Annotated in this window: 21 protein-coding genes and 1 pseudogene; 12 read left to right on the top strand and 10 right to left on the bottom strand. The window is 63.6% G+C overall.

From position 1 onward, the window contains the following. The first annotated feature begins 115 nt into the window (after positions 1 to 115). The 7 genes from CDQ91_RS04185 (at position 116) to CDQ91_RS04155 (ending at position 9,660) form a co-directional block, all read left to right on the top strand. Positions 116 to 2,056 carry an isoaspartyl peptidase/L-asparaginase gene (locus CDQ91_RS04185; RefSeq protein WP_237245812.1) on the top strand — a complete coding sequence of 647 codons (1,941 nt, stop codon included), beginning with the start codon at positions 116 to 118 and terminating at the stop codon, positions 2,054 to 2,056. Further along, entirely contained in the window at positions 2,056 to 2,502 is a 447-nt protein-coding gene (locus CDQ91_RS04180; protein ID WP_088471479.1) for an Lrp/AsnC family transcriptional regulator, read from the top strand. Before CDQ91_RS04185 ends, CDQ91_RS04180 begins: the two co-directional genes overlap by 1 nt. A gap of 85 nt (positions 2,503 to 2,587) precedes the next feature. Next, on the top strand, positions 2,588 to 3,004 hold the full coding sequence (locus tag CDQ91_RS04175; RefSeq protein ID WP_088471478.1) for a hypothetical protein: 417 nt from the start codon (positions 2,588 to 2,590) through the stop codon (positions 3,002 to 3,004). Positions 3,005 to 3,059: 55 nt separating this feature from the next. Beyond that, entirely contained in the window at positions 3,060 to 4,268 is a 1,209-nt protein-coding gene (locus CDQ91_RS04170; RefSeq protein ID WP_088471477.1) for a TolC family protein, read from the top strand. Positions 4,269 to 4,279: 11 nt separating this feature from the next. Next, complete coding sequence (locus tag CDQ91_RS04165) at positions 4,280 to 5,452, top strand: efflux RND transporter periplasmic adaptor subunit (protein WP_088471476.1); 1,173 nt, start codon at positions 4,280 to 4,282, stop codon at positions 5,450 to 5,452. Position 5,453: 1 nt separating this feature from the next. Beyond that, positions 5,454 to 8,711, top strand: a complete 3,258-nt coding sequence (locus CDQ91_RS04160; protein WP_088471475.1) for an efflux RND transporter permease subunit — start codon at positions 5,454 to 5,456, stop codon at positions 8,709 to 8,711. Between the two features lie 10 nt (positions 8,712 to 8,721). Then, the gene (locus CDQ91_RS04155) at positions 8,722 to 9,660 is read left to right on the top strand and encodes a cation diffusion facilitator family transporter (protein ID WP_237245811.1); all 939 of its coding nucleotides are present in this window, start codon (positions 8,722 to 8,724) and stop codon (positions 9,658 to 9,660) included. Positions 9,661 to 9,802: 142 nt separating this feature from the next. On the opposite strand, the gene CDQ91_RS04150 is transcribed toward CDQ91_RS04155, so the two are convergent. The 5 genes from CDQ91_RS04150 to CDQ91_RS04130 all read right to left on the bottom strand — a co-directional run bounded on the left by CDQ91_RS04150 (position 9,803) and on the right by CDQ91_RS04130 (position 13,127). Then, positions 9,803 to 10,243 carry an OsmC family protein gene (locus tag CDQ91_RS04150; RefSeq protein ID WP_088471473.1) on the bottom strand — a complete coding sequence of 147 codons (441 nt, stop codon included), beginning with the start codon at positions 10,241 to 10,243 and terminating at the stop codon, positions 9,803 to 9,805. A 17-nt stretch (positions 10,244 to 10,260) separates the two neighbouring features. Further along, a complete protein-coding gene (locus tag CDQ91_RS04145; RefSeq protein ID WP_088471472.1) occupies positions 10,261 to 11,148 on the bottom strand; it encodes a pirin family protein in 888 nt (295 codons plus the stop codon). Between the two features lie 22 nt (positions 11,149 to 11,170). Further along, positions 11,171 to 11,452 carry a GNAT family N-acetyltransferase gene (locus CDQ91_RS04140; RefSeq protein ID WP_164499227.1) on the bottom strand — a complete coding sequence of 94 codons (282 nt, stop codon included), beginning with the start codon at positions 11,450 to 11,452 and terminating at the stop codon, positions 11,171 to 11,173. A gap of 71 nt (positions 11,453 to 11,523) precedes the next feature. After that, positions 11,524 to 12,165: a hydrolase gene (locus tag CDQ91_RS04135; protein ID WP_088471470.1), complete on the bottom strand. Its 642-nt coding sequence runs from the start codon at positions 12,163 to 12,165 to the stop codon at positions 11,524 to 11,526. Positions 12,166 to 12,257: 92 nt separating this feature from the next. Further along, on the bottom strand, positions 12,258 to 13,127 hold the full coding sequence (locus CDQ91_RS04130; RefSeq protein WP_088471469.1) for a pirin family protein: 870 nt from the start codon (positions 13,125 to 13,127) through the stop codon (positions 12,258 to 12,260). 117 nt (positions 13,128 to 13,244) lie between these two features. Between CDQ91_RS04130 and CDQ91_RS04125 the strand changes: the two genes are divergently transcribed. The 3 genes from CDQ91_RS04125 (at position 13,245) to CDQ91_RS21555 (ending at position 14,893) form a co-directional block, all read left to right on the top strand. Further along, a complete protein-coding gene (locus CDQ91_RS04125; RefSeq protein WP_088471468.1) occupies positions 13,245 to 14,162 on the top strand; it encodes a LysR substrate-binding domain-containing protein in 918 nt (305 codons plus the stop codon). A gap of 56 nt (positions 14,163 to 14,218) precedes the next feature. Then, positions 14,219 to 14,530 carry a hypothetical protein gene (locus CDQ91_RS04120; protein WP_088471467.1) on the top strand — a complete coding sequence of 104 codons (312 nt, stop codon included), beginning with the start codon at positions 14,219 to 14,221 and terminating at the stop codon, positions 14,528 to 14,530. Between the two features lie 177 nt (positions 14,531 to 14,707). Further along, a complete protein-coding gene (locus CDQ91_RS21555) occupies positions 14,708 to 14,893 on the top strand; it encodes a hypothetical protein (protein WP_201791858.1) in 186 nt (61 codons plus the stop codon). Here CDQ91_RS21555 and CDQ91_RS21665 read toward each other — a convergent pair. From CDQ91_RS21665 to CDQ91_RS04095, 4 genes and pseudogenes are all read right to left on the bottom strand, one after another. Continuing rightward, positions 14,807 to 15,033: pseudogene (locus CDQ91_RS21665) on the bottom strand (nicotinate phosphoribosyltransferase); the annotation flags it as partial. The gene CDQ91_RS21555 and the pseudogene CDQ91_RS21665 overlap by 87 nt on opposite strands. A 45-nt stretch (positions 15,034 to 15,078) precedes the next feature. Continuing rightward, positions 15,079 to 16,296, bottom strand: coding sequence for a Ca2+-dependent phosphoinositide-specific phospholipase C (locus CDQ91_RS04105; protein ID WP_088471466.1), 1,218 nt, complete (start codon positions 16,294 to 16,296; stop codon positions 15,079 to 15,081). 21 nt (positions 16,297 to 16,317) lie between these two features. Beyond that, complete coding sequence (locus tag CDQ91_RS04100) at positions 16,318 to 18,603, bottom strand: TonB-dependent receptor (RefSeq protein WP_088471465.1); 2,286 nt, start codon at positions 18,601 to 18,603, stop codon at positions 16,318 to 16,320. Positions 18,604 to 18,704: 101 nt separating this feature from the next. Further along, complete coding sequence (locus CDQ91_RS04095; protein ID WP_088471896.1) at positions 18,705 to 19,898, bottom strand: TetR family transcriptional regulator; 1,194 nt, start codon at positions 19,896 to 19,898, stop codon at positions 18,705 to 18,707. A 139-nt stretch (positions 19,899 to 20,037) separates the two neighbouring features. Between CDQ91_RS04095 and CDQ91_RS04090 the strand changes: the two genes are divergently transcribed. Then, on the top strand, positions 20,038 to 21,264 hold the full coding sequence (locus CDQ91_RS04090) for an MFS transporter (protein ID WP_158213614.1): 1,227 nt from the start codon (positions 20,038 to 20,040) through the stop codon (positions 21,262 to 21,264). Between the two features lie 207 nt (positions 21,265 to 21,471). Here the strand turns inward: CDQ91_RS04090 and CDQ91_RS04085 are convergent, their stop codons facing one another. Beyond that, entirely contained in the window at positions 21,472 to 22,395 is a 924-nt protein-coding gene (locus CDQ91_RS04085; RefSeq protein ID WP_088471894.1) for a formylglycine-generating enzyme family protein, read from the bottom strand. A gap of 192 nt (positions 22,396 to 22,587) precedes the next feature. Here CDQ91_RS04085 and CDQ91_RS04080 point away from each other — a divergent pair, with 192 nt between their 5' ends. Then, entirely contained in the window at positions 22,588 to 23,643 is a 1,056-nt protein-coding gene (locus tag CDQ91_RS04080; RefSeq protein WP_144036681.1) for a LacI family DNA-binding transcriptional regulator, read from the top strand. Positions 23,644 to 23,755: the final 112 nt, after the last annotated feature.

Here is a 23,755-nt window from a genome sequence, read left to right as displayed (position 1 = left end):
TCACCAGAAACCGTCGATAATTTCAATCAATATGACATTATGTGAAATCATATTGTCTTTGACTGTGTATATTATGTAACATCCTGCGGTCAGTCTATCGGGTCGGGAGAATGGAATGTTGCGGATGATGATGCGGGCGGTGGTGGTGCCATTGCTCGCCGCACTCGGCCTTGCGCTCATACCTGCCGGGGCCAAGGAGGCCAAAGCGAAGCCCTACGAGCATTATGTATTCGGAAAGCTCGATACCCCGACCCCCGGCCCGGTATCGGGCGGCCTGCTGTTGATGGGCGGCGGCGACCGCAATATCGATTCGATGAAGTGGTTCTTCGGCAAAGCCGGAAACGGCCATATCGTCGTGATCAGTGCGTCCTATGGCAAAGAGATCGGTCAGGAATTCTACAAGGATATCGGCGGCATCCAGTCGACCGAAATCTTCGTCTTTCACAGCCGTGCCCAGGCCGCGAACAAGAAAATTCTTGAACGCCTCCGTAAAGCCGACGGCATTTTTATCGCGGGCGGCGATCAAGCGCGCTACGTCCGATACTGGCGTGGGACACCGGTGGCCGACATTCTCAACGCGCATGTCGCGGCGGGCAAGCCGCTCGCGGGCACGAGCGCGGGCCTCGCAGTGCAGGGCGAGAAGCTGTACGGCGCGATGGACGATGGCAGCATCACCAGTCCCGAAGCGCTCGCCGAGCCGTTCGGCCCCGCCAATACGATCGAAGGCGACTTCCTGCATTTCGCGCTGCTCAAGGGCATCGTCACCGACACGCATTTCAAGGAACGCGACCGGCTCGGCCGCCTGTTCGCTTTCGTCGCCAAGGCGCAGGCCGGGCGCCCCGCCGACCAGCCCGCGATGATTGGCCTTGGGGTCGATGAAAGCGCGGCGCTGGCGGTCGAGCCCGACGGCCGGGCGCGCATCTATGCCACCGAACCCGACGGCTATGCCTGGGTGGTCGACGGATCGGGCCTGCGCGATCTGTCACAGCGCGGCCCGCTCGACGCGCCGCGCGTCAAGGTGACCGGGGTAGGCCCCGGTTCTGTTCTTCACCTTCCTTCGGGACAAGTCGATGCCCCGGTTTTCGTGCGCAATTATGCCGCGCGTGCGGGCGAGATCGTCGAGGTTCCGCGCTGGTCGCTCGCGATCCATGGTGGAGCCGGGGTGATCGAGCGCGGCTCGCTGCCGCCCGAGAAGGAAAAAGCGTATCGCGCCGGGCTCGACGAAGCGCTTCGTGCGGGCGCGGCAGTGCTCGACAAGGGCGGGGCCTCGCTCGATGCCGTCGCCGCGGCGGTCCGCGTGCTCGAGGATAATCTGCTGTTCAACGCGGGGCGCGGCGCGGTGTTTACCGCCGAGGGCAAGAATGAACTCGACGCCGCGATCATGGACGGCAAGACGCAGAAGGCCGGCGCCGTTGCCGGGGTCACCCGCACCCGCCATCCAGTCGACCTTGCGCGCGCGGTGATGGACAAAAGCCCGCATGTCATGCTGGCGGGCCCGGGTGCCGACCGTTTCTCGGTCGAACGCGGGCTCGAACAGGTCGATCCGGCCTGGTTCCGCACCGAGGAACGCTGGCAGGGCCTGCTCCGCTGGCGCGAGAAGCAGTTGGGGGCGGTCGATCCGACGCATTTGTTCGGCACCGTCGGCGCGGTGGCGATCGACGCCGACGGCAATCTTGCCGCCGCGACGTCGACCGGCGGGATGACCGGCAAGCGCTGGGGCCGCGTTGGTGATTCGCCGATCATCGGCGCGGGCACCTATGCCAAGAACGGTCAGTGCGCGGTGTCGGCGACCGGATCGGGCGAATATTTCATCCGTGAAAGCGCGGCGCGGCAGGTCTGTGACCGGGTGGGGTGGAAGGGCGAGAGCCTCGCCGATGCGGCGCAGGCGACGATCATGGCGGTCGGCGCAATCGGTGGCGACGGCGGGCTGATCGCGATGGGCCCCGACGGGCGGCCAGCCTTTGCGATCAACGATCTGGGCATGTATCGCGGCCGGATGAGCGCCGGGGGGAAAGCCCAGACCGCGATCTTCGCCGACGAAAAGTGGGCCGACTGATGCCGCAGTCGGGCGTCACCCTCGACGATGTGGACGACCGCCTGCTGACGCTGTTGCGCGACGATGCGCGGCAGACGATTGCCCAGCTTGCCAAGGAGCTCGGCATTTCGCGCGGGCAGATTTATGCGCGCCTCGCGCGGCTCGAGGAGGCGCATGTCGTTGCGGGCTATACCGTCCGTCTCGGCAGCGCGTTCGCGGCGAGCCGGGTGCGCGCCCATATGATGATCAAGACATTGCCGCGCTATCACCGCGAGGTCGAACAGGCGCTGGCGCAGTTTTCGCTGGTCCAGGCGATTCATGCGATCAGCGGCGAATATGACATCATTGCGATGCTCGAGACCGAGGACGGCGCACAACTCAACGAATTGATCGACGAGATCGGCTTGCTCGATGGGGTAGAGCGCACCACGACGTCGGTGATATTGGCGACGAAGGTCGAACGCTAGCCTCGTCGTTTTCATCGCTTGACCCTGTAGCTGCTACAGAGTGCATAAGCTGACCCGACTCGAATGCGATCGACAGGGATTTTCGATGCTTGGCCGTTTTGACATGGATGCGGGAGAGGCGATGCGATTGTCGTCCGATGCTGCGCATGTTAGGTGGCGGCCGATGTCGGCTTTTCTCGTCCGCCTGGTTCTCGCTTTCTCGCTGCTGTTCGGCAGTGTGGCGGTTCCTGCGCTTGCGAAGGCCGAACCGGGCCATCATGCGCTGGAAATGATCGACCTCGATTGCAGCCTGACCGAAGCGGACGACATCGGGAACGAAACCGCGCCCGATGCCACGCCTCCGCTGCATATCGATCATCACCATTGTTCGGCCTGCATCGAACTCGACGGCCCCGCCCAGACGCACGATGTGCCCGTTTTCAGCGGCCTTTTCTTCCGCGAGCGGGCCTCGGTCCTCACCTCGCGCGCGACCGCGCCGCCGACTCAGCCTCCTTCAGCCTGATCCTTGCTTCGCGCGGGCCCTCGCCCGTGTCGTCACGCATTGATCAGGAGCATTTATGTTGAAATCATTGGGCCCCCTGCTGCTGGCAGGGGCACTGACCATGACGGGGAGTCCGGCGTATGCGGAGCCCGTTACGCTGGCCGACGCGCTGACGCGCGGGCAGCATGTGTCGCCGCGGATTGCGAAGGCGCGCGCCGAAGTGAAGGCCGCCGAAGGACGCGCTTTGCAGACGGGCGTCCGGCCGAACCCCGAATTGTCCGTCGACGTTGAAAATTTCAGCGGCACCGGACCCTATCGCAGCTTTGGCCAGACCGAGACGAGTGTCGCGGTGTCGCAGCAGTTCGAACTCGGCGGCAAACGCCGGGCGCGAAAGGCGGTTGCCGCGGCCGAGCGTGACTATGCCGAACTCGCGCTGCGGCGCGCGGAGGCGGACCTCGCCTATGACATCGGGATCGCGCACGCCGAATTGCGGGCGGCCGACGATCATATGGTCCTGGCGCAAGGCGTTCTCACGCGCGCGGCCGAACTGGCGCGGATCGCCGAAACACTCGTCGACGTCGGTCGCGATCCGCCGCTGACCAAATTGCGCGCCGATGCGTTGCTTGCCGAGGCGAATGCGGAACGGCTGCGGGTCACTGGGCAATGGCTGTCGGCGCGTCAGCGGCTGGCGCTGCTGATCGGCAGCGACGACCCGGAACTGTCGGCGGTGGCGCAGGATGTGCCGACGCCGCCCACGCTGGCGGCCGATGTGCAAAGCCTCGACGAAAGGCTGGCCTCGGTCGAGCGCGACGTGGCGTCGGCGCGCATCCGGCTGGCGCAGGCGGAAGGCATCCCCGACGTGACCGCATCGGGTGGTGTGCGCAATTTTCGCGAGGGCGGCGAGACGGCGGTTATGATGGGCTTCTCGATCCCTTTGCCGCTCAGCAATCGCAACCGCGGCAATATCGCGGCGGCGCGCGCCGGTGGCGAGGCGGCCGAAGCGCAGCTCGCGCAGACGCGGCTCGACACGCGCTTCTCGCGCCGCGATGCCGAACTGATGCTGACCGCCGCAAGCGAGCGGCTGTCGGCGCTGTCGGGCGCGGGGCTGTGGCAGGCGAGTGAGGCCGCGCGCATCGCCGAGATTGGTTATCAGCAGGGCAAGTTCACGCTGGTCGAACTGATCGATGCGCAAGAGGCGCTGACCGGCGCCAACCTCAAACTCATCGAAGCGCAGCTCGACCGCGCCCGCGCGCTCGCCGCGCTGGGCCGCGCCAACGCGCAATAGGGATAGTGATCATGAACATCATGGAAAACCGGAATTATCTGCTCGCCGCCGTCGCGGCCGGCGCGATTATCATGGGCGGCGGTGGCATATTGCTTGGCCGCTCGATGGCGGTGCAGCCTGTCGCCTCTCCCGCCGCTGCGCCAGCCGAAACCGAAGAAGAAGGACATGTTGAAGGCCAGATCCTGATGGATGCGGCGCGCGTCAAGGGCGCCGGCATCATGACCGAAACCGTCCAGGCGGGCGGTCTGGGATCGGAAATATTGGCGCAGGCTATCGTGGCGGCGACACCCGATGGCGAAGCGATTCTCACCGCGCGCGCCGACGGAGCGATCACCCGCATCCATCGCCGCCTTGGCGATGCAGTCGGGGCTGGGGAAGCCGTCGCGGTGATCGAAAGCCGCGACGCGGCGGCGATTGCGTCGGAACGCAGTTCTGCGACCGCCCGGCTGGTGCTTGCGCGATCGGCCTATGCGCGCGAGAAGAAGCTCTTCGACGCGCGCATCACTGCCAAACAGGATCTGGAAGCCGCCGCCGCGGCGCTCGCCGAGGCAGAGGCCGAAGCGCGCCGTTCGCAATCCGCAGCGGCGGCCGCCAAGCTGTCGGGCGACGGCCGCACCCTCGCGGTAACCAGCCTGATTTCGGGGCGGATCACCAAATCGGATGCCAGGTTGGGCGCCTATGTCACTGCGGGGACTGAATTGTTCCGCGTGTCCGATCCTCGGCGGATTCAGGTCGAAGCATCGGTTCCGGCGGTCGATACCCGCCGTATCCAGCCCGGCGATACTGCGATGATCGAGCTGCCCGGCGGTGAGACGGTGAGCGCGGTGGTGCGTTCGGCAACCCCCAGCCTCGATCCCGAAAGCAAGACTGCGACGATCGTCCTCGTACCGGGCAGCATCGCCGGGCTAACCCCCGGGCAGGGGCTGCGCGCGCGGATCAAGCCGCGCGGAGGTGCCACGTCCGGCCCGATCGCACTACCCGACGAAGCAGTGCAGTCGGTCGAGGGGCGCGATGTGGTGTTCGTAAAGACCGCGAAGGGATTTCAGGCGGTTCCGGTGGTCACCGGCAATCGCGGCGGCGGACGGATCGAGATCGTCGACGGCGTCAAGCCCGGCACGGTGATCGCGACGCGCGGTGCCTTCATGCTCAAGGCCGAACTCGGCAAGGGCGAGGCGGAGCATTGAGATGATCGAAAAACTCCTCGATGCGTCGATACGCTTTCGCTGGGCGGTGGTTCTCCTCACCCTCATCATTTCGGCCTACGGATTGACGCAGCTTCTGAAGCTGCCGATCGATGCCGTTCCCGACATCACCAACAAACAGGTCCAGATCAACACCGTCGAGCCCAATCTGGGGCCGCTCGACATCGAACGGCTCGTCACCTTTCCGATCGAAACCGCGATGGCGGGGATACCTGGCCTGCAAAGCTCGCGCTCGATCTCCCGCAACGGCTTCAGCCAGGTCACGGTGATCTTCGAAGATCATTCCGACCTCTATTTCGCGCGCCAGCAGGTGGCCGAGCGGCTTGCACAGGCCAAGGGCACTCTGCCTGAGGGCGCTGAACCGCAAATGGGTCCGGTATCGACCGGGCTTGGCGAAGTGCTAATGTATACGGTCGATTTTGACCGAAGCGGGGGCAAGGCGAAGCTTGCGGGCAAGCCGGGGTTCCAGCCTGATGGTTCGTATATGACCCCCTCGGGCGAGATGTTGACCGATGAGGTCGCGAAGCTCGGCTATTTGCGCACGGTGCAGGACTGGGTGATCCGCCCGCAATTGCGTTCGGTTTCGGGTGTCGCCGGGATCGATTCGATTGGGGGCTATGAAAAGCAGTTCGTCGTTCAGCCCGACGCGACGAAGCTGGCGAGCTACGGCATCAGCTTCTCCGAACTCGCCGAAGCACTCGAACGCGCCAATATCTCGGTCGGCGCCCATTTCGTCGAGCGCGGGGGCGAGGCCTTCCTCGTGCGCGCGGATGGCCGCATCCGAACCCTCGACGAGATTGGCCGCGCGACCGTGGCGAGCCGCGGCGGGGTGCCGGTGCTGGTGCGTGATGTCGCGACGGTCGTGATCGGTGGCGAACTGCGCACCGGGTCGGCGTCGGAAAATGGCAAGGAACTGGTCATCGGCACCGTGCTGATGCTCGCTGATGGCAACAGCCGGCTTGTTGCGTCGGCGGCGGCCGAGCGACTGAAAGAGGTCGCGCGATCAATGCCGGCGGGGATTGTGGTGAAACCGGTCCTCGACCGGTCGGAACTGGTCGATGCGACCATCGGCACCGTCGAGAAAAATCTGGCCGAGGGCGCCTTGCTGGTGGCAGCGGTGTTGTTCTGGCTGCTCGGCAATTTCCGCGCCGCAGTGATCGCAACTTTGGTTATCCCGATTTCCTTCCTCATCATGGGAACGGGGATGAACATCACCGGCACGTCAGGTAATTTGATGAGCCTCGGCGCGCTCGATTTCGGGCTGATCGTCGACGGGTCGATCATCATCATCGAAAACTGCCTGCGGCGTCTCGCCGAGCGGCAGCATCATGAAGGACGTTTGCTCACGCTGTCCGAGCGGCTGCACGAGGTGTTCGAAGCCTCGCGCGAGATGATCAAACCGACGATCTATGGTCAGGCGATCATCTTCCTCGTCTTCGTGCCGCTGCTGACCTTCACCGGGGTCGAGGGCAAAACCTTCTCGCCGATGGCGATCACGGTCCTGCTTGCACTGGGCGGCGCGTTCATCGCCTCGCTCACCTTCGTGCCCGCGATGGTGGCGCTGCTCATCCGCGGCAAGGTCGCCGAAAAGGAAGTGAAGGCGATCGCGTGGGTCAAGCGCCGCTATGCGCCGCTGCTCGAACGCGTCATTGCGCGTCCCTGGCCGTGGATCGGCGCGGGCAGCGGCACCTTCGCCGCTGCGGTGCTGGCGTTCGGCATGCTCGGCAGCGAGTTCATCCCGGTGCTCGGCGAAGGCAATCTGGCGATGCAGGCGCTGCGCATTCCCTCGACTTCGCTTGCGACGTCGCAGGCGATGCAGCTTCAGGTCGAAAAGGCGGTGGCACAGCTGCCCGAGGTCGCCTTCATCTATTCGAAGACCGGGACGGCGGAGGTCGCGAGCGACCCGATGCCCCCCAATGCATCGGATACCTTCATCATCCTGAAGCCGCGCGATGCCTGGCCCGACGGGGTGCGAACGAAGGATGACGTGATCGCGCGGGTCGAAAAGCAGCTCGAACCGCTGGTCGGCAATGCCTTTGAAATCAGCCAGCCGATCCAGCTACGCTTCAACGAGCTGATCGCCGGGGTGCGCGGCGATATTGCGATCAAGCTGTACGGCGACGATCTCGATGAAATGGGCCGCGCGGCGCAGCAAGTCGCGGCGATCCTGAACACCGTGCCGGGCGCCGCCGACGTCAAGGTCGAACAGACCGCGGGCTTCCCGGTGCTCGACGTCCAGTTCGATCGCGACGCCATCGCGCGTTACGGCCTGACCTTGCAGGATGTCAGCGATACCGTCGCGGCGGCGCTCGGCGGGCGTGAGGCGGGCATCGTCTTCGAGGGCGACCGGCGATATGATATCGTCGTCCGGCTCGATGGCGCGACGCGCGATGACCTTGATGCGGTCGGGGCGCTTCCGGTTCTGCTTCCCGGCGAAGGCGGTGCGCGCGCATCGGTGCCGCTCAGCGAACTCGCCAAATTCCACTTCTCCGAAGGGCTGAATCAGGTCAGCCGCGAAAATGGCAAGCGCCGCGTCGTGGTGCAGGCAAATGTTCGCGGCAATGATCTCGGCTCGTTCGTCGCCGAAGCGCAGGAGAAGGTGAAGGCACAGCTGAAACTGCCGTCGGGCAGCTTCATCGAATGGGGTGGGCAGTTCGAAAATCTGCAAGCCGCTTCGGCGCGCCTGTCGGTCGTCATCCCGTTGATCTTTGCCGCAATTTTCGGAATATTGTTCATGGCGCTGGGGGGCGTAAGACAGGCGATTGCGGTCTATTCGGCGATCCCGCTGGCGCTCGCTGGCGGGGTGTTTGCACTGCTGCTGACCGGGCTGCCCTTTTCGGTATCGGCAGCGGTCGGCTTCATCGTGCTGTCGGGTGTCACCGTGCTCAACGGGCTGGTTGTGATGACGAGCATCAATCAGCGCATCGATGAGGGCAAGCCCGTCGATGTCGCGATTGGCGAGGGGATCATGGAGCGCGTCCGCGCGGTCCTGATGACCGGGATCGTCCCGGCGATCGGCTTCGTGCCCATGGCGCTCGCCACCGGGACGGGGGCAGAGGTGCAAAAGCCGCTGGCGATCGTCGTGATCGGCGGGCTAATCACCTCGACCCTGCTGACGCTGTTCGTGCTTCCCGCGATCAGCCACTTGCTGTTGCGCGGGCGATATCGGAAGCATGTCGCCGGCGATTACAGCGATGTCACCACGCTTGGCGGCCCAGCCGTCCCGAGCGAGGGTAGCTAGGAGAAGCGATGTGAGCGACACCCACTCTCATGCCGATCATGCCGGAGACGGTGGGGGTGGTCATGTCGGTCACAACCATGGCGCGGGGGCGAGCAGCAACAGGCTTGCTCTCGCGCTGGGGCTGACATCCACCTTTCTGGTGGCCGAACTTGTGGGGGCCTATGTCTTCGACAGCCTCGCGCTGTTGTCCGACGCGGCGCATATGTTCACCGATTCCGCTGCGCTCGCCATTGCCCTGGCCGCGGTGCGGATCGGGCAGCGTCCGCCCGATGACCAGCGCACCTTCGGCTATCGCCGGTTCGAGATACTCGCGGCGGCGTTCAACGCGATCCTGCTGTTCGCGGTCGCGGGCTATGTGACGATCGAGGGCATCGGGCGCTTCTTTGACCCGCGACCGGTCGAATCGCTGGGGATGCTGGCGGTCGCGTCACTGGGGCTGATCGTCAATCTGATCGCGATGCGTATCCTCGCGGGCGGGCGCGAGAGCAGCCTCAACATCAAAGGTGCCTATCTGGAAGTTTGGGCCGACATGCTCGGTTCGCTCGGGGTGATCGGCGCCGCGGTCGCCATTTATCTGACCGGATATTTCTGGATCGATCCGATTGTCGCGATCGCGATCGGGCTGTGGGTGTTGCCGCGGACCTGGGTGCTGCTGCGCGACACCACCCATATCCTGTTGCAGGGCGTTCCGCGTGGCTTCGACCTCAAGGGCATTCGCGCGGCGATGGAGGAAGTCGCGGGGGTCGATGACGTCCATGACCTGCACCTGTGGTCGGTCGCCGGCGACGACGCCAGTCTGACCGCGCATGTCGCGCTCACTGCGGACGGGGATGCTGAGACGGTCCGCCGCGCGGTGATCGAGATGCTGGGGTCGCGCTTCGACATTCGCCACGCGACGATCCAGACCGAGGCCGAATCCTGTGAGGGGGAAGGGATCATGCACCCCTGAAGTGACGGGCCGCTAGAGCATGATGACATTGTTTTGACTTGTCATTGCGAGGAGCGAAGCGACGCGGCAATCCAGAGTTCGCGTACACCGCTCTGGATTGCTTCCCCCGGCTTTCGCCGGGGTCGCAATGACGAGGCAAAAGCTAGCCAGCCGTTGCGGGCTCCGGGTCCATCACCGTGGTGATATGAGCGCCATTTTCCAGCGTGCGATGCACCGGGCATTTCGCCGCGACATCGAGCAGACGGGCGCGCTGCTCGTCGGTCAGCGCGTCGCCGCGGATCGTTACCGTCTTGGTGAAGATATCGACCTTTCCGGGGCGTCCCTCGACTTCGCCCTTGCGGTGCGAGACTTCGGTTGCGACATGATCGAGGGGCCATTTCTGTTGTCGCGCGAACCAGCGGACCGTCATCGTGCTGCACTCGCCGAGCGCCGACGCGAGCAGTTGATAGGGTGACGGGCCCAGATCCTTGCCACCCATATCGGCGGGTTCGTCGCCGGTCAGGCTGTGGCGCCCGGTGGTGATGCGAACGGCGAAATCGCTCTCGCCGGTTTCGGTGACGGTCGCGCTGACGATGTCGGTCATATTTTTCTCTCCTCCCGTCAGGATTTGGTGGATGGTGGCGGCCCATCGGGCAGCGGGATAAATTCATCATGGTCGGCATCGGGCAGCTTCATCCGGCCCGCTTTCCAATCCTCGGCCGCCTGCGCCAGCCGGTCCTGCGACGAGGACACGAAGTTCCAATAGAGGAAGCGCTCGCCGATCGGCTCGCCGCCCAGCAGCATCACCGTCGCTTGCTCAGTGGCACGCAGTTTCGACGCGCCCTTGCCGAGCACCAGCATCTTGCCTGCCTCATAACGCGCGCCATCAAACTCGACCGCACCCGTCGCAACATAAAGCGCGCGTTCCGAAAAATCGGAAGGGATCTCGGCGACCGCGCCCGGCACCATCTCCAGATGGGCATAGAAAAGCGGCGAATGGGTTCGCGCCGCGGCGGTCAGGCCATAGGCGCTTCCCGCGATCAGATGCCCCTCAACCCCCGCATCGCTCCAGTGCGGCAGGTCGGCGCCTGCGTGGTGCGAAAAGGAGGGGGCTTCTTCCTCGTCGGCGGTCGGCAGCGCGACCCATGCCTGGATGCCGTGGAGATGATCGCCCGTCGCGCGCGCCTTTTCGAACCGCTCGCTATGGGTGATCCCGCTTCCGGCGGTCATCCAGTTAACCTCCTGCGGCCGGATCGCCTGCTGCGATCCGACGCTGTCGCGGTGCATGATCTCACCCGAGAAGAGATAGGTGACGGTCGACAGGCCAATGTGTGGATGCGGCCGGACATCGAGGTCGCGTCCGGCGCCCGCCGCGACGTCGAGCGGCCCCATATGGTCGAAGAAAACAAAGGGGCCCACCATGCGCCGCTTGGCGAAGGGCAGCACCCGGCCGACCTCGAGCCCGCCGCCAAGGCTGCGTCGCCGCTGTTCGATCACCATTTCGATCATATCTTGTCTCCTCCGTCGGCGGTTAGCCGTCGACAATGTCCGAATATTCGGGATGCGCGGCATAGAAACGCGCCATGAAACTGCATTTGAGAACGGCCTTGCGCCCGCTGGCGCGGATCGCGTCGAACACCCCCCTGGCGAGAATTGATCCGATCCCCTGGCCCGAAAATTCATAGGGCACTTCGGTGTGGGTCAGCACGACCCGGCCATCCTCGATCCGGTAATAAGCGCCGGCGACCTGATCATCGTCCAGCGTCAACTCGAAACGCCGCTGGTCCGCATTGTCGATGATCTGGCCGTCCATGCAATCAAACCTTCCGTGGCCGCCGCGCGAATCCCGTCCGCATCCGGTAAGGGATGCGGACGGAGTATCTATCATTCGGTCTTGTCGTATGAGAACTGAATTCCAGCAGTGCCGCCGGTTTCGATGAACAGGTTCATGAAGGCCGGAACGGTCTCGCTGCGCTTCCAGTCGCGCTGGAGTTCGCAGAACAGTTGAGGCACCGAAATCATCTTGCCGCCCGCCTGCTCGATGCGGCGGAGCGCGGCATCGTGCGCGGCGAGCGAGGTGCCGCCCACGGCATCGACCGGGACATACACCTCATATCCTTCGGCAAGCGCGTCGAGCGCCGGGAAGGTCAGGCAGGCTTCGGTCCAAAGCGCGGTCATGATCAGCTTTTTGCGGCCGGTAGCTTCAACTGCCTTCTTGAATTCGACATCCTCCCAGCTGTTGATCGTCGTGCGGTCATAGGTGGGATAATTGCCAAGCACTTTGCGGACCTGCGGCACCGGTGGCTTGTTGAGGCCGGTTTCGACATTCACCGTCGAATGGACGATCGGCAGGTCATAGGCGACCGCCGCACGCGCGCAGCCGGCGATATTGTTGAGCAGCAACTGCCGGTCCATCGAAGCGATCGAGTTCACCTGAACGGGTTGGTAATCGATGATGATGAAGGCGGAATTCTGCGGGGTCAGCAGATGGTCGGCCTTGGGGTCGCGGATGGGTTCGCTGGACATGTCGGTATTCCTTTCGTCGAGTGCGGGCGGCTGCCCGGAAAGTTGAACCCGGCTCCCCGGGAGGACGGGGGAAGGGGGGAGCCGGGTTCGCGTCAGGCTGCGGCTTGCGCAAACCTGCCGTTATTGAAGTCGTCGATCGCCTGGCGGATCTCGGACTCTGTGTTCATGACGAACGGGCCGTGGCCAAAGATCGGCTCGTCGATCGGCTCGCCGGTCAACACCAGCAGCGTCGCTTCGCCGTCGGCATGGATGGCAACGTCGCCGCCTTCGCGGCTCAGCAGGATCATCTCGGCTTCGCCCGCCGCTTCGCTGCCGCCCACCGTGACATGGCCGCCCAGCACGACCAGCATTGCGGTGTGGCCTTCGGGCAGGTCGAGCGTGAGGCCGGCGTCGGCTTTCAACCGGACGTCCCAGACGTTGATCGGGGTAAAGGTCTTTGCGGGACCCTTCGCACCGAGCAATTTGCCCGCGATGACCCGCGCCGTGCCCGCACCCTGCGGCAGGTCGACGTGCGGAATATCGGCCGCGACGATGCCCTGATAACCCCCGGACGCCATCTTGTCCTTTGCGGGCAGGTTGACCCACAGCTGCACCATCTTGAACGGCCCGCCGGTCTTGCCGAAGGCTGGTGAATGATATTCCTCGTGCAGGATACCGCCGGCGGCGGTCATCCACTGGACGTCACCGGGGCCGATGATGCCGCCATTGCCCGCCGAATCCTTATGCTCGACCTCGCCGTCATAGACGATCGTCACGGTTTCGAAGCCGCGATGCGGATGCTGGCCGACGCCGCGGCGATCGGTGGTCGGCGCAAAATAATGCGGCCCCGCATAGTCGAGCAGCAGGAAGGGGCTGATGTGCTCGCCCAGCATATTGTAGGAAAAGAGCGAGCGGACGGGGAAGCCGTCGCCCACCCAGTGGCCACGGTCGTTGCCATAGCGGCCCAAAATGGTCTTGCTCATAGCGTGTCTCCATATGCGACGGACGAAAGCGTCTCATCGCTGTTGGGGCCGATATAAATGAGAGACGCCGGGTGCAGAAGATTGCGATATCCGACACAGCGTCCTATCGTTGGAACGATGCAGGACCTCAACGACCTTTATTATTTCGTCCAGGTTGTTGACCATGGCGGCTTTTCGGCCGCGGCGCGCGCGCTGGGGTTGCAGAAATCGAAACTCAGTCGGCGTATCCTCGCGCTTGAGGAGCGGCTCGGCGTCCGCCTGCTCAATCGCTCGTCGCGCCATTTTTCGGTGACCGAGATCGGCCATGATTTCTATCAACGATGCCTAGCGGTGCTGGTTGAGGCCGAGGCTGCCGAACAGCTGGTCGCCGAACGCCGTGCCGAACCGCGCGGTGTCATTCGCATCAGTTGCCCCGTCGCGCTGCTCAACTTTCAGTTCGGGGCGCTCTTCGCGCGTTTCATGGCCGAAAATCCGGCGATCGAACTCCACCTCGAGGGCACAAATCGCCGCGTCGATATCGTCGCCGAAGGCTTCGACATCGCGATTCGGGTGCGCTTTCCGCCGCTCGAATCGAGCCAGCTTGTGATGCGCCGCCTCGACGACAGTACCCAGTGCCTCGTCGCCAGCCCGGAGCTGGTCGCGGGGTCGCTCGGCTTTCCCGCGGATATCAAGGGGCTCCCCAGCCTCGACCTCGGGCCGCCGCACCGCGACCATTTATGGCAGCTGGAGAATGCCGACGGCGCGACCGCGATGATCCGCCATCATCCACGCCTGATTACCGACGATATGGCCGCGCTGCGTGAAGCCGCGATCGGCGGCGTCGGGGTGGTGCAATTGCCGACGATGATGATCTGGCAGGATATTGACGCCGGGCGACTCGTCCATGTGCTGCCCGACTGGCGTCCGCCGGCGGGGATCATCCACGCGGTCTTTCCGTCGCGGCGCGGGCTGCTGCCGTCGGTGCGCGCGCTGCTCGACTTTCTCGCGGGCGAATGCGCGGTGCAGCGCGACCGAGCGGCGTTGGCGATGCAATAGCCTCTAAACGGCGCACGAGAATGGACAGCTGAGACCGGCGCGTCCAAAGACATGCGATGGTTGAGTATTTTGAAATCTATAAATTTGTCGTCCAAAGTGTCGGAGATCGGACGGGGGCATCCGATTCACTTCTTCACGTCCACGCCGGGATGGCGGTGATGTTTCTGGCACGTCTGGTCACTCGGCGATCCTTGGCGACATGGACGCCGTTTCTCGCCGTGCTGGCCGCGGCTTTGGCAAAGGAAATCGTCGACCGGGCGGCCCATGGTGCGTGGCGGATGCCCGACACGATGTTCGACATCATCAACACGATCTTCTGGCCCTTTGTGTTGATGGTCGGGCTGCGCTGGAGGCGCGCGCGCTCGTGAACGGTGGGGCCCTTGAAGAGCGCTGGCGGGCAGAGGCCTGCGAAACGGTGACCATGGTTATGCCATAGCGCATGTTGTTCCCGTCTTATCGAATTGCGCCCAATGTTCTCCCGGCTTTGCCTTTAGTGCCCCGGCGAATTACACAGGTCCAATAATCTGGATCGGAGATTTGGCAGCATGGCAAAGATCGTCTTTGGGATGAACCAGTCGCTGGACGGCTATGTCGACCATGATAAATTTGCGCCCGATCCCGCGCTTTTCGGCTACTGGACAGAGCGCCCTGTCGGGAGGAAATTCGGTCCAGTCGGTGACCCATTCGAGCATTTTGCGCAGGAATGCGGTCGTGCCGAAAGCGTCGGGTAGCGCGATCAGAAAATTGCCGCCATCAGTGTGATGCTATTCGTCGAGTATGCGATAGGGAGCGCGGCATCGTCCTCAGCAAGCGCGGCGATGACCATCGGCAGTTCGTGCGCATTGGTGCCGATTGCTTCGAGGTTGATGTCCCTCCCTGGGCGTACAAAGTGCTGAGCGACGGAGGTTCGATCGAACTACCGGGTCGGCGGGCAGCGAGCCGTCCGGGTATTGCACCGCCACCCACCGGAAAACGGCGCCAGGTGATATGGGTTCGCATAGACGTTGGGGGCGGTCAGATAGTCGGTTGAGATGATCTGCGCCCCGCTTTCCATCGCCGCGTCTCTGCGGCTGCCGTCATTCTTGCGGGCATCGGCTGTGTCGATGTCGGCGCGGGTCCGGACCAGATAGCCCTTCTGGACGGCGCTGCGGATTTCTGCGTTGCGTGTCAGGGCATTGTCGAACAGCATGAAGGCTGTGTGGGCTATGCCGGGCTTGCCCTGCACAAAGGCCATCCGCCCCTGCAGTGACGGCCGCCCGTCGAGATACGGGGTGAAGGCAGGAAGATTCATACCCGGCACAAGGTACAGGAACAGGAACTTGCCCCGCGCCTCCGCGACCGTTGGCCAACGCCTGGCGAGCGCCGCAGCCTCCAGCGTCGGCATGTCACCGCGAAGATCGTCAGGAGTGAAGACCCTGTCGCGTCCCAATATGCTGCGGATGCTGTCGTCGATCTCGTCGAACGCAGCCTTGTCGAAGGGCGGGACCGTGGTTGCGCCGGGAATGGCCCGTTCGAGGCCCGACATTTTGGGCTCCAGCAATATGAAGACCGGGCTGTGGTCCGGTTCCGAATCAGACCATTGCTTCAACAATGTCAGGCACGAGCGCAGGGTTGGGCACTGGCTGCGGAAATCGAGGTCGGCGACGTGAAACACCTTCATGCCGGGTTTTGCCAACTCTTCGCGGTAGATCGGCGCCAGATCGGTGACCCCCTGTTCGCGCAGCTGTCGATAGGGCAGCGGATCGGCATAAATGCCGCCTTTGGGGTCGGGCTGCAGATCGATTTCCAGACTGCGTACGCCGCTGCGGAGCTGCGCCTGAAGCGGCATTTGCACATAGTCCAGCGTCTGGGCCATGTCGGTCAGCCCGCCCGGATGCTCGTCCTGCATCGCGGCGGCTTGGGCTGGCGACATCATCTTGACCATGGATTGCATCAGGGCGGTCAGGCGCGGGGCCATCAAGGCCATGACGCGGGGGTCGGCCGGCAGGGCATAGCTGTTGTGAGTGCCGACGACCTGGATCTGGTTGATTTGCAATGAGTCCGCAGGGGCCGCGGTTGTTCCGCTACCCTGCGCCGCTGCGCTGCTCGCGAGGAGTGCCCCCACCGCCAGCCCGCCAATGATATTCTTGTGCATCGACTGTCTCCGGTCCGGCAATCAGAAGCTGACGTTGACGAAGGCGCCAACGGTACGCCGCGCGTTGGGCGAGGTGTAGTGAAGCAGGCCGAGCGCCCCATAGACTTGCCAGCCGGTCGAGAAATATTTGTCGAACAGATTGCGGCCATAGACACCGAACTCGATGTTTTTGTCCGGAAGCGAGAAGGTCAAGCGGCCGTTGACAAGACCATAGCCAGGCACGTTGGAATAGTCGGGCTGACCCACGACGGTCCAATATTCGCTGCGATAGGCATAGTCGGCGTGGGCGCGCACGCCAAAGCCCGATCCGAACTCGGTTTCATAGTCGATCGCCGCAGTGCCCGCCCATTTGGGTGAGTTGGTCAGGCGCGTGTCGGTATAGTCGGTGGTGGCGTTGTAGACATAGTCGGTGAATTTGGCGTCGGTGTAGGTGAGCGCGCCCGACAGGGTGAGGCCGCGCACTGGCTGCACCGCGACATTGCCTTCGACACCTTGCGTGCGCAGGCCGCCGGCGTTGCCGATGACGGTCGCATTGAGGAAACCGCCCGCGCCATCTGGAATTTTGGTCAGGATGGTTGCCTGGAAATCCTTGAAGTCCGAACGGAAGATGTCGACATTGACGCGCAGGCGACGGTCGAACCACTCGGACTTGATGCCTGCTTCCCATGCTTTCACCGTCTCGTCGCGATAGGGCGCATATTTGTTGCCGACGAAGGCGATGCCCGCCGGTTTGTAGCCGGTCGAATAGCTCGCATAGAGCATCACATTGTTGGTGATCTGATATTGCGGCGCGATGCGGTACGAGAAATTGTCGCCCGACACCTTGCCATAGTTGATCGCCGGCGCGGCGCTCGATCCGACGAAGCTCGGAGTATAGCCCGCGACCCGCACCGGATCGACGGTGATGAAGTCCAGCCGCTGCGAAACATTGTCATGGGTATAGCGGCCGCCCAGCGTCAGGCTGAGCTGCGGGGTGAAGTTGAATTTGATCTGGCCGAATGCCGCCATCGTCTCGTTCTGGGCGTCGAAAAGCGAGGCATTGGCATCGACGCCGATTGCGCCGGTCAGCGCAACGAGTGTCGGGCGCGGTACGCCATTGGCATCATAGAGCGGCGCGCCCAGTGTCGCCCATTGCAGCTGGGTCTGACGCGCCTTGAGGTTGTTGTAAAAGCCGCCGAGCAGCCATTCGACGAAGCCGCCGGTCGGCGAAGCGAGGTGAATTTCCTGGCTGACCTTGTCGGTGTCGAGATAGCCGAGGTTGAAGGGAATGTACGCATATTGGTCGACCGGCGTCAGATTGGCGGGGGTCGAATTGTCATAGCGGGTGCGGCGATAGGCACTGATCGACGTCAGGTCGAGATCGCCGAGCTTTGCGTTGACGCGCAGCGACGTGCCCCATTCCTCGGTGGTGATCTCGCCGAACGAAGAGTCGGCGGTGTCGGCACTCTTCGGCCCGGGGAACACTCCTAGCGAGTTGAGGATCGCGGTAACATTGGCGGGCTGGCCCGACACCGGCGTGCGGACGCTGCTGTCCCAATGATAGGCATAGTCGCCCGACAGGGTCAGGTTGAAGCTGTCCGACGGCTCCAGATAGAGCTTTGCCCGCCCGCCATATTCATGCTGCGACCCGACCTTGCGGTTCAGCGTCACATTGCGGCCGTAACCGTCGAACGCCTGGTCGAAACCCGACACGCGCAGCGCGGCAATCGAGCCAAGCGGAATATTCACCGTGGCGTTGAGAATGCGTTCGTCATGCTCGCCGAAGCTGGCGCTGGCACGCACCGACGTCTCGCCGATGCGGGGCTTCCCCGTCGTCACCGCGATGACGCCCGATGTCGCATTCTTGCCGAACAACGTGCCTTGTGGTCCCATCAGGACGTCGACGCGCTCGATGTCGACCAGACCGGTCAGGCCGTTGGCGCGCTGGCCGTCCATGACGACGTCGTCGACGACGACGCTGACCGATTTGGCGTTGGAAAAGTCGAAGGAGGTGCTGCCGACCCCGCGGATCTGGAATGCCGCGCCCTGGGTCGGGTCATATTGCACGCCCGGCATGGTATATTGGAGGTCGGTGATCGAGGTGTAGCCGGTCTTTGCCAGCGTTTCGCCGCTGATCGACTGGATCGCGAGCGGAACTTTCTGGCTGCTTTCGGCGCGCCGTTCGGCGGTGACGACAATTTCTGACAGTCCATCCGCTTCGGCAGCTGCGTCCTGTGCATGGGCGGCACTTGCGAACAAGGGGCTGACCCCGGCCATCAGCATCGCCGAAACCAGGCGAAAACTGCGCTTATTTCTATTTCCCGACATGGTGTTTGCTCCGTCCCGTTGAACCGTTGGGAGGCGCACTAGTCGTCGTCGATGACGGATTTAAGACGATGGTTCGGTAATTTTATCCTGAATTATTTGAATTAAAAAACATGTGTACGGTTTTTGAGGAGGGTCTTTACGGCCTCTGCGGCGGGCAGGGGCGTCTCTCCTGCGGCCAGCATGCGCAGGCCGTTGCCCATCAGGGCCATGACGATGGCCTGAACGCGCGGGCGATCGGAATGGGGAGGGATGCCCAGTCCTTCCGCGATCTGAATGTGGACATTTTCGGCCCTGCGCCGCCGCATATCGATCGCAAAGGGAAGGAAGGCCGGATTCCAGATGGCCGTGAGCGCGCTTTCATGTGTGAGGCGAATGACTTCGCCCCCGCCGGGCACAGTCCCGCCCGCCGCCTCTATGTTCGCGCGCATTCGCCGATAAATCGCCTCAACCCCCGCAAACAGGATATCGCGCTGGGTGGGATAATGATGCGCGATGCTGGATGCCGCCGTCGTGGATGCTTCGGCGATGACGCGGTGCGAGAGGGCGCCGACGCCCTGTGCGATGACGACGTCGGCGATATGCTCGGCGATCATGGCCTTCGCCCCTTCGGTTATGCTCGCGGCCTTGTCGAGCGCGGCGGCGGCCGGGGCGGCCAGCCTCTCCACCAGCAACATGTGCCAGTTGCTCCAGTCCTTATTGGCCAATTCCGCGTCGTCCCGAAGCAGGCCGCGCACGGTCGATTGCCGCAATAGCCGGTAATCGGCGTTCGCCGACAGCAGCAGGGAAAAGGGTTGTTCGTCGATGCAGTAGCTGGCGATTCGCCTGGCCGTGATTGCACCGCCGGGCGTGGTGGCGAGCAGGTCGCGCCAGAAGGTTTCGCCGGCGTCGAACAGCGCCGCCACTTTGGGCAGCGATTGCGGGTCCCGGCTCGCCAAAAGGGCGAGCTCGCACCCGACGATCGCCGAGGTTCTGCGTTCGCCCAGATCCAGCCATTCGCAGATCAGATCGGGCAGGATGCCCGCCGCGACCGGCGCGATCCCGTCCAAGCGAGCAAGCCAGTCCTGTGCGAACGCGGCCACGATCTCGATTTCCCGATCCACGATCGCCGTGACCAGCGCGGCGCGATCGCCGATCCGATAGCTGATCGATCCGACCGAGACGCCGGCATGCTCCGCGACTGTGCGCAGACTCATCCCGGCGAGGCCGCGCTGTGCGATGACGGCACGGGCGGCGTCCAAAATGGCTGCATTGCCTTCCGCTGTCCGCGCGGCGTTTCGATCGGCTTGGCTGGTCATGGCCTCCTGCATATCGTCCGGTGCCGAACAGTCCAGCGGGGTCGGGCGGTTTGGTGCGCTATTGTCGCAGGCTTGTCATGCGCTCGCACTAGGGGCCCGGACCGTGACCCCAAACCGGCTTCTCCCCATCGCCTTTGGCATGACGCATGCCGGCAAGAGCCTGTTGTGGGCGGGCACCGATGCTTTCAGCTTCTTCATTCTCATCAAGATCGTCCAGATTCCGCCGGTCGCGGCCGGAACCCTATTCGTCCTGTCCTCATTCTGGAATGCCATGATCGACGCGCTTTGGGGAAATGGCATCGAACGCGTCGGGACAATCCGGAAGGCCCTACCGGGTCTGTGCGGCCTTGCTGGCATGCTCGCCTGTTTTTCTTTCGCGCTTTTGCCCTGGTTGCCAACAGGGTCCATGCTTGCGACCGTCGTTGCGCTCTTTCTGTTCAGAACGGCGTTTTCGCTGCTGGATGTTCCGCACAACGCCACCGCAGCGGCGCTCGCCCATGTCCATGGCCACCTGATCGTCGCACGTTGGCGGTCGACCCTGAGCGCGGTGACGGCGCTCGCAATCGCGACCGCCGCTCTCCCCGTGGTCGGCGCAGCGTCCGCGTCGCCGCGTACAGCGCAGATCATGTTCATGACGGTCGCCGCCGTGGCCTTCCTGTTGCTGGTACCGCTTCCCTGGCTGGTACGCACGACCCGCCTTATGGTCGTTGCTCGGCCGCGCGTTCGCGAAACCGTTCCCGCCGTGTTTTCGCCCGGCGGCTTTGTGCTCTTCTGCTTTGCGCAGATGCTGGGCTTCGCCGCACTGGCGTCGGTGGGCAAGGCGATTTTGCACGCGGACGCCCTGAACGAGCGGCTATTCGGCTATGCCCTGCTGCTGATTGCACTGGCGCGCCTCGCGGCGATCGGCCTCTGGGCCCCCCTCGCAGCGAAGATCGGCTCGGCGCGGGCGCTGGGCTTCGCCTATGTGGCAAGCGCTGCCGCCGCTCTTTGCCTTCCGGCGGCGATCGGCCAGGGTCCGGTCAGCATGATGATCGTCCTCGCCTTGCTGGGCCTGTCTTTCGGCGGAGTGGGCCTCCTTGCATGGTCATCCTTCTCCGAACTGCTCGCCCTAATGCGCACGGGAGAAGACCCGGCAGTCGCCGCCCGGGCCTATGGGTGGTTTACCTCAACGTCGAAGATCGGCCTCGGCTTTTCCGGCGTGCTGACCGGTGTGTGGTTGAGCCAGGTCCGGGGCGTGGGTACGCAGTCGCTTTGGTCTCTTGTCGTTCCCGTTGCGGCGCTATGCCTTGCAAGCGCGCTTATGATGTGGCTCGGCCTGGTCAACGGGCGCAGGCAGCTCGAAAAGCGCTGGTCTGAACAGCAATAAAAAAGGCCAGCTTCGGCGCATAAATCGGACAATCGATACTGCGTTGGGGAGGTAAGGCTATCGGGCGCATCACGACAGCACCCGGCTGTTTCCGGGTTGCTGCAAAGAAGGGCTTTTAGAATTATTCAGCTGGAAACAGACGGTCCGCCATCCGCCAGATATGGTCAACCAATGAGCTACCAATCGGATGCCCGTTTTGGGTTTTCCTTACTCGCTGACACGCTTCACGCATCTGAATCCGATGTGGCCAGTTGAACTGTCCACCGTCTCCGGATGTCGGGCAGCGGGGCGATAGCGCTGGCAATAATTTGCGGCGCACAAATATGACCCCCCCTTCAAAACTTTGCGGCCGATACGAATGTCGGGCTGATCGGGATCATAGCTGCGCCTGAGAGGGCCGCCACGCGGATTGTCCATCGTGCAGCAGGATTTCCTGCCCTTTGCCGCCGCGGCGGAAGGTTCTGACCACCAGTCCTGCGTCCATTCCCAGACATTGCCGATCATGTCGTACAGGCCGAAACCGTTGGCGGGAAAACTGCCGACCGGGGAGGTCCCCTCCCAGCCGTCGAGGCACTGATTGGCGAAAGGGAACAGGCCCTGCCAATAGTTGGCGAGCATCATTCCGTCCGGCGCGAGTTCGTCACCCCACGCATATTCGGCACCATCGCGGCCGCCGCGCGCCGCATATTCCCATTCCGCCTCGGTGGGGAGCGCCTTGCCGGCCCAGTCGGCATAGGCTTTGGCATCGGCATAGGCGATGTGGACGACCGGATGATCTTCCAGCCCCTCTATCGCGCTTTGCGGGCCAGCCGGGTGGCGCCAGTCGGCGCCGAATTCGAACCGCCACCAATTGCCGGGATTGTCGAGATCGACGGGGCGATCCGCTTTCTGGAAAACGAGCGATCCGGGGCGATCCATGCCGGGCAACATTCCGGGGTAATGCTTCGGGTCGGGTGCTATCTCTGCGACCGTGACATAGCCGGTCGCGTTGACGAAGCGTTCGAACTCGCGGTTGGTGACGGCGGTGGTATCGATCCAGAAAGGATCGACCCGCACGGTGCGGAGCGGCGCTTCCTCGGGATAGAAATGCTTCGATCCCATGGTGAACACACCGCCCGGAACGAAGCGCATGTCGCGCGGTGAGGCGGCGGAAACGATCGTCTCGGTCACCTGCGTCATCTCCCTCATGTTTGCGCTTTCGCCGCGACCGGACAAGCGCATCTTCGCATTTTGCCTGCGCGGCCTCGAAGGCGGTTTGATTTGCATCCGCTGCCGTCTATCGTGATCGCCGGTAGCCCAACGGGCAAGACAACGGGAGGGTTTTTGAAGCGGTCTGTCACGATCATCGATATCGCCAAGCGCGCGGGCGTATCGTTCAAGACCGTTTCCCGGGTGCTGAATGGAGCGCCCACGGTGGCGGAGGCGCTTCGGCACAAGGTCGAAGAGGCGATGCGCGAGCTCGACTATAAACCCAACCGCGCGGCGCGCCTGCTGCGCGGAGGAAAGGCCCATTCGCTGGGGCTGGTCATTGGATCGAGCGCCCGGTTCGTCAGCTCGCCCGAACCCGACCGGCGCCTGCCAAGCTATGCTGCAGACGTGATATTGGGGCTGTTGCAGGCGTGTCACCCGGCCGAATATCATCTGGTGATCGAAAGTGTCGCGCCGGACGACGCGGACGGGCCGGCAGCGCTGGAGCGGTTCCTCGACCTCGTCCGGCTCGACGGCGTCATCCTTGTTCCGTCCTTGTGCGATACCCGGTGGGTTCTCGACCTCCTCGAAAGCCGGGGTATGCCCTTCGCCCGAATCAACCCGGGGCTCGACCTCGATCGGGCGCTCTGTCTGATCATCGACAACCGAAGTGCCGCGCGCGAAGTGGGCGAAGCGATTCTGGCCCATGGCCACCGCCGGATCGGATTTATCGACGGCCCCTTCGCACATGCCGCGCAGCGCGAACGCAAAACCGGCTTGCTCGACGCCGTGTCGAAGGTGCCAGGTGCGCATGTCGAAGTGCGTCAGGGCAATTTCCTGTTCGCGTCGGGACTGGAGAAGGGAAGGGAGCTTCTCGAACTGGACGATCGTCCAACCGCCATTTTCGCGGCGAATGATGAAATGGCGGCGGGCGTTCTGGCCGCAGCGATCGATGCCGGCATCGATGTACCCCGCCAGCTGTCGCTGGTGGGTTTCGGCGGGCTCGCCATCGCAGAACACACCTGGCCGCGCATCACGACCGTTAGCCAGCCGACGACCGAGATCGCGCGGATCGCTGGCCAGAAGCTCATCGCGCAGGGTGGGCATACGGACGACGGCTGGCCTCAGCTGATCACTGTTCCCTATGAATTGACGATGCGGCAGTCGCTCGCTTCGGTGTCCCGCCCTTAGGCGGAACGCCTTCAACCATTGAATGGCCAATCTTGACGTGCGCATTGCGTCTCGCTACCTGATCGAGACAACGTTGTCTCGAATCGCAACCAGGGTTCGAATTCCAGTGCCG

Source organism: Sphingopyxis witflariensis (genome assembly GCF_002205635.1).
Lineage (GTDB): Bacteria > Pseudomonadota > Alphaproteobacteria > Sphingomonadales > Sphingomonadaceae > Sphingopyxis > Sphingopyxis witflariensis.
This window is presented reverse-complemented; position numbering and strand designations above follow the sequence as displayed.

What these genes read in the sequence shown, in the direction of transcription:
- CDQ91_RS04180 (WP_088471479.1), top strand. Translation starts at nt 2,056, where the DNA reads ATGCCGCAGTCGGGCGTCACCCTCGACGATGTGGACGACCGCCTGCTG.
- CDQ91_RS04090 (WP_158213614.1), top strand. Translation starts at nt 20,038, where the DNA reads ATGACGCATGCCGGCAAGAGCCTGTTGTGGGCGGGCACCGATGCTTTC.
- CDQ91_RS04185 (WP_237245812.1), top strand. Translation starts at nt 116, where the DNA reads ATGTTGCGGATGATGATGCGGGCGGTGGTGGTGCCATTGCTCGCCGCA.
- CDQ91_RS21555 (WP_201791858.1), top strand. Translation starts at nt 14,708, where the DNA reads ATGGCAAAGATCGTCTTTGGGATGAACCAGTCGCTGGACGGCTATGTC.
- CDQ91_RS04150 (WP_088471473.1), bottom strand. Translation starts at nt 10,243, where the DNA reads ATGACCGACATCGTCAGCGCGACCGTCACCGAAACCGGCGAGAGCGAT.
- CDQ91_RS04085 (WP_088471894.1), bottom strand. Translation starts at nt 22,395, where the DNA reads ATGCGCTTCGTTCCGGGCGGTGTGTTCACCATGGGATCGAAGCATTTC.
- CDQ91_RS04170 (WP_088471477.1), top strand. Translation starts at nt 3,060, where the DNA reads ATGTTGAAATCATTGGGCCCCCTGCTGCTGGCAGGGGCACTGACCATG.
- CDQ91_RS04175 (WP_088471478.1), top strand. Translation starts at nt 2,588, where the DNA reads ATGCTTGGCCGTTTTGACATGGATGCGGGAGAGGCGATGCGATTGTCG.
- CDQ91_RS04125 (WP_088471468.1), top strand. Translation starts at nt 13,245, where the DNA reads ATGCAGGACCTCAACGACCTTTATTATTTCGTCCAGGTTGTTGACCAT.
- CDQ91_RS04095 (WP_088471896.1), bottom strand. Translation starts at nt 19,898, where the DNA reads ATGACCAGCCAAGCCGATCGAAACGCCGCGCGGACAGCGGAAGGCAAT.
- CDQ91_RS04140 (WP_164499227.1), bottom strand. Translation starts at nt 11,452, where the DNA reads ATGGACGGCCAGATCATCGACAATGCGGACCAGCGGCGTTTCGAGTTG.
- CDQ91_RS04130 (WP_088471469.1), bottom strand. Translation starts at nt 13,127, where the DNA reads ATGAGCAAGACCATTTTGGGCCGCTATGGCAACGACCGTGGCCACTGG.
- CDQ91_RS04135 (WP_088471470.1), bottom strand. Translation starts at nt 12,165, where the DNA reads ATGTCCAGCGAACCCATCCGCGACCCCAAGGCCGACCATCTGCTGACC.
- CDQ91_RS04120 (WP_088471467.1), top strand. Translation starts at nt 14,219, where the DNA reads ATGGTTGAGTATTTTGAAATCTATAAATTTGTCGTCCAAAGTGTCGGA.
- CDQ91_RS04160 (WP_088471475.1), top strand. Translation starts at nt 5,454, where the DNA reads ATGATCGAAAAACTCCTCGATGCGTCGATACGCTTTCGCTGGGCGGTG.
- CDQ91_RS04145 (WP_088471472.1), bottom strand. Translation starts at nt 11,148, where the DNA reads ATGATCGAAATGGTGATCGAACAGCGGCGACGCAGCCTTGGCGGCGGG.
- CDQ91_RS04165 (WP_088471476.1), top strand. Translation starts at nt 4,280, where the DNA reads ATGAACATCATGGAAAACCGGAATTATCTGCTCGCCGCCGTCGCGGCC.
- CDQ91_RS04105 (WP_088471466.1), bottom strand. Translation starts at nt 16,296, where the DNA reads ATGCACAAGAATATCATTGGCGGGCTGGCGGTGGGGGCACTCCTCGCG.
- CDQ91_RS04100 (WP_088471465.1), bottom strand. Translation starts at nt 18,603, where the DNA reads ATGTCGGGAAATAGAAATAAGCGCAGTTTTCGCCTGGTTTCGGCGATG.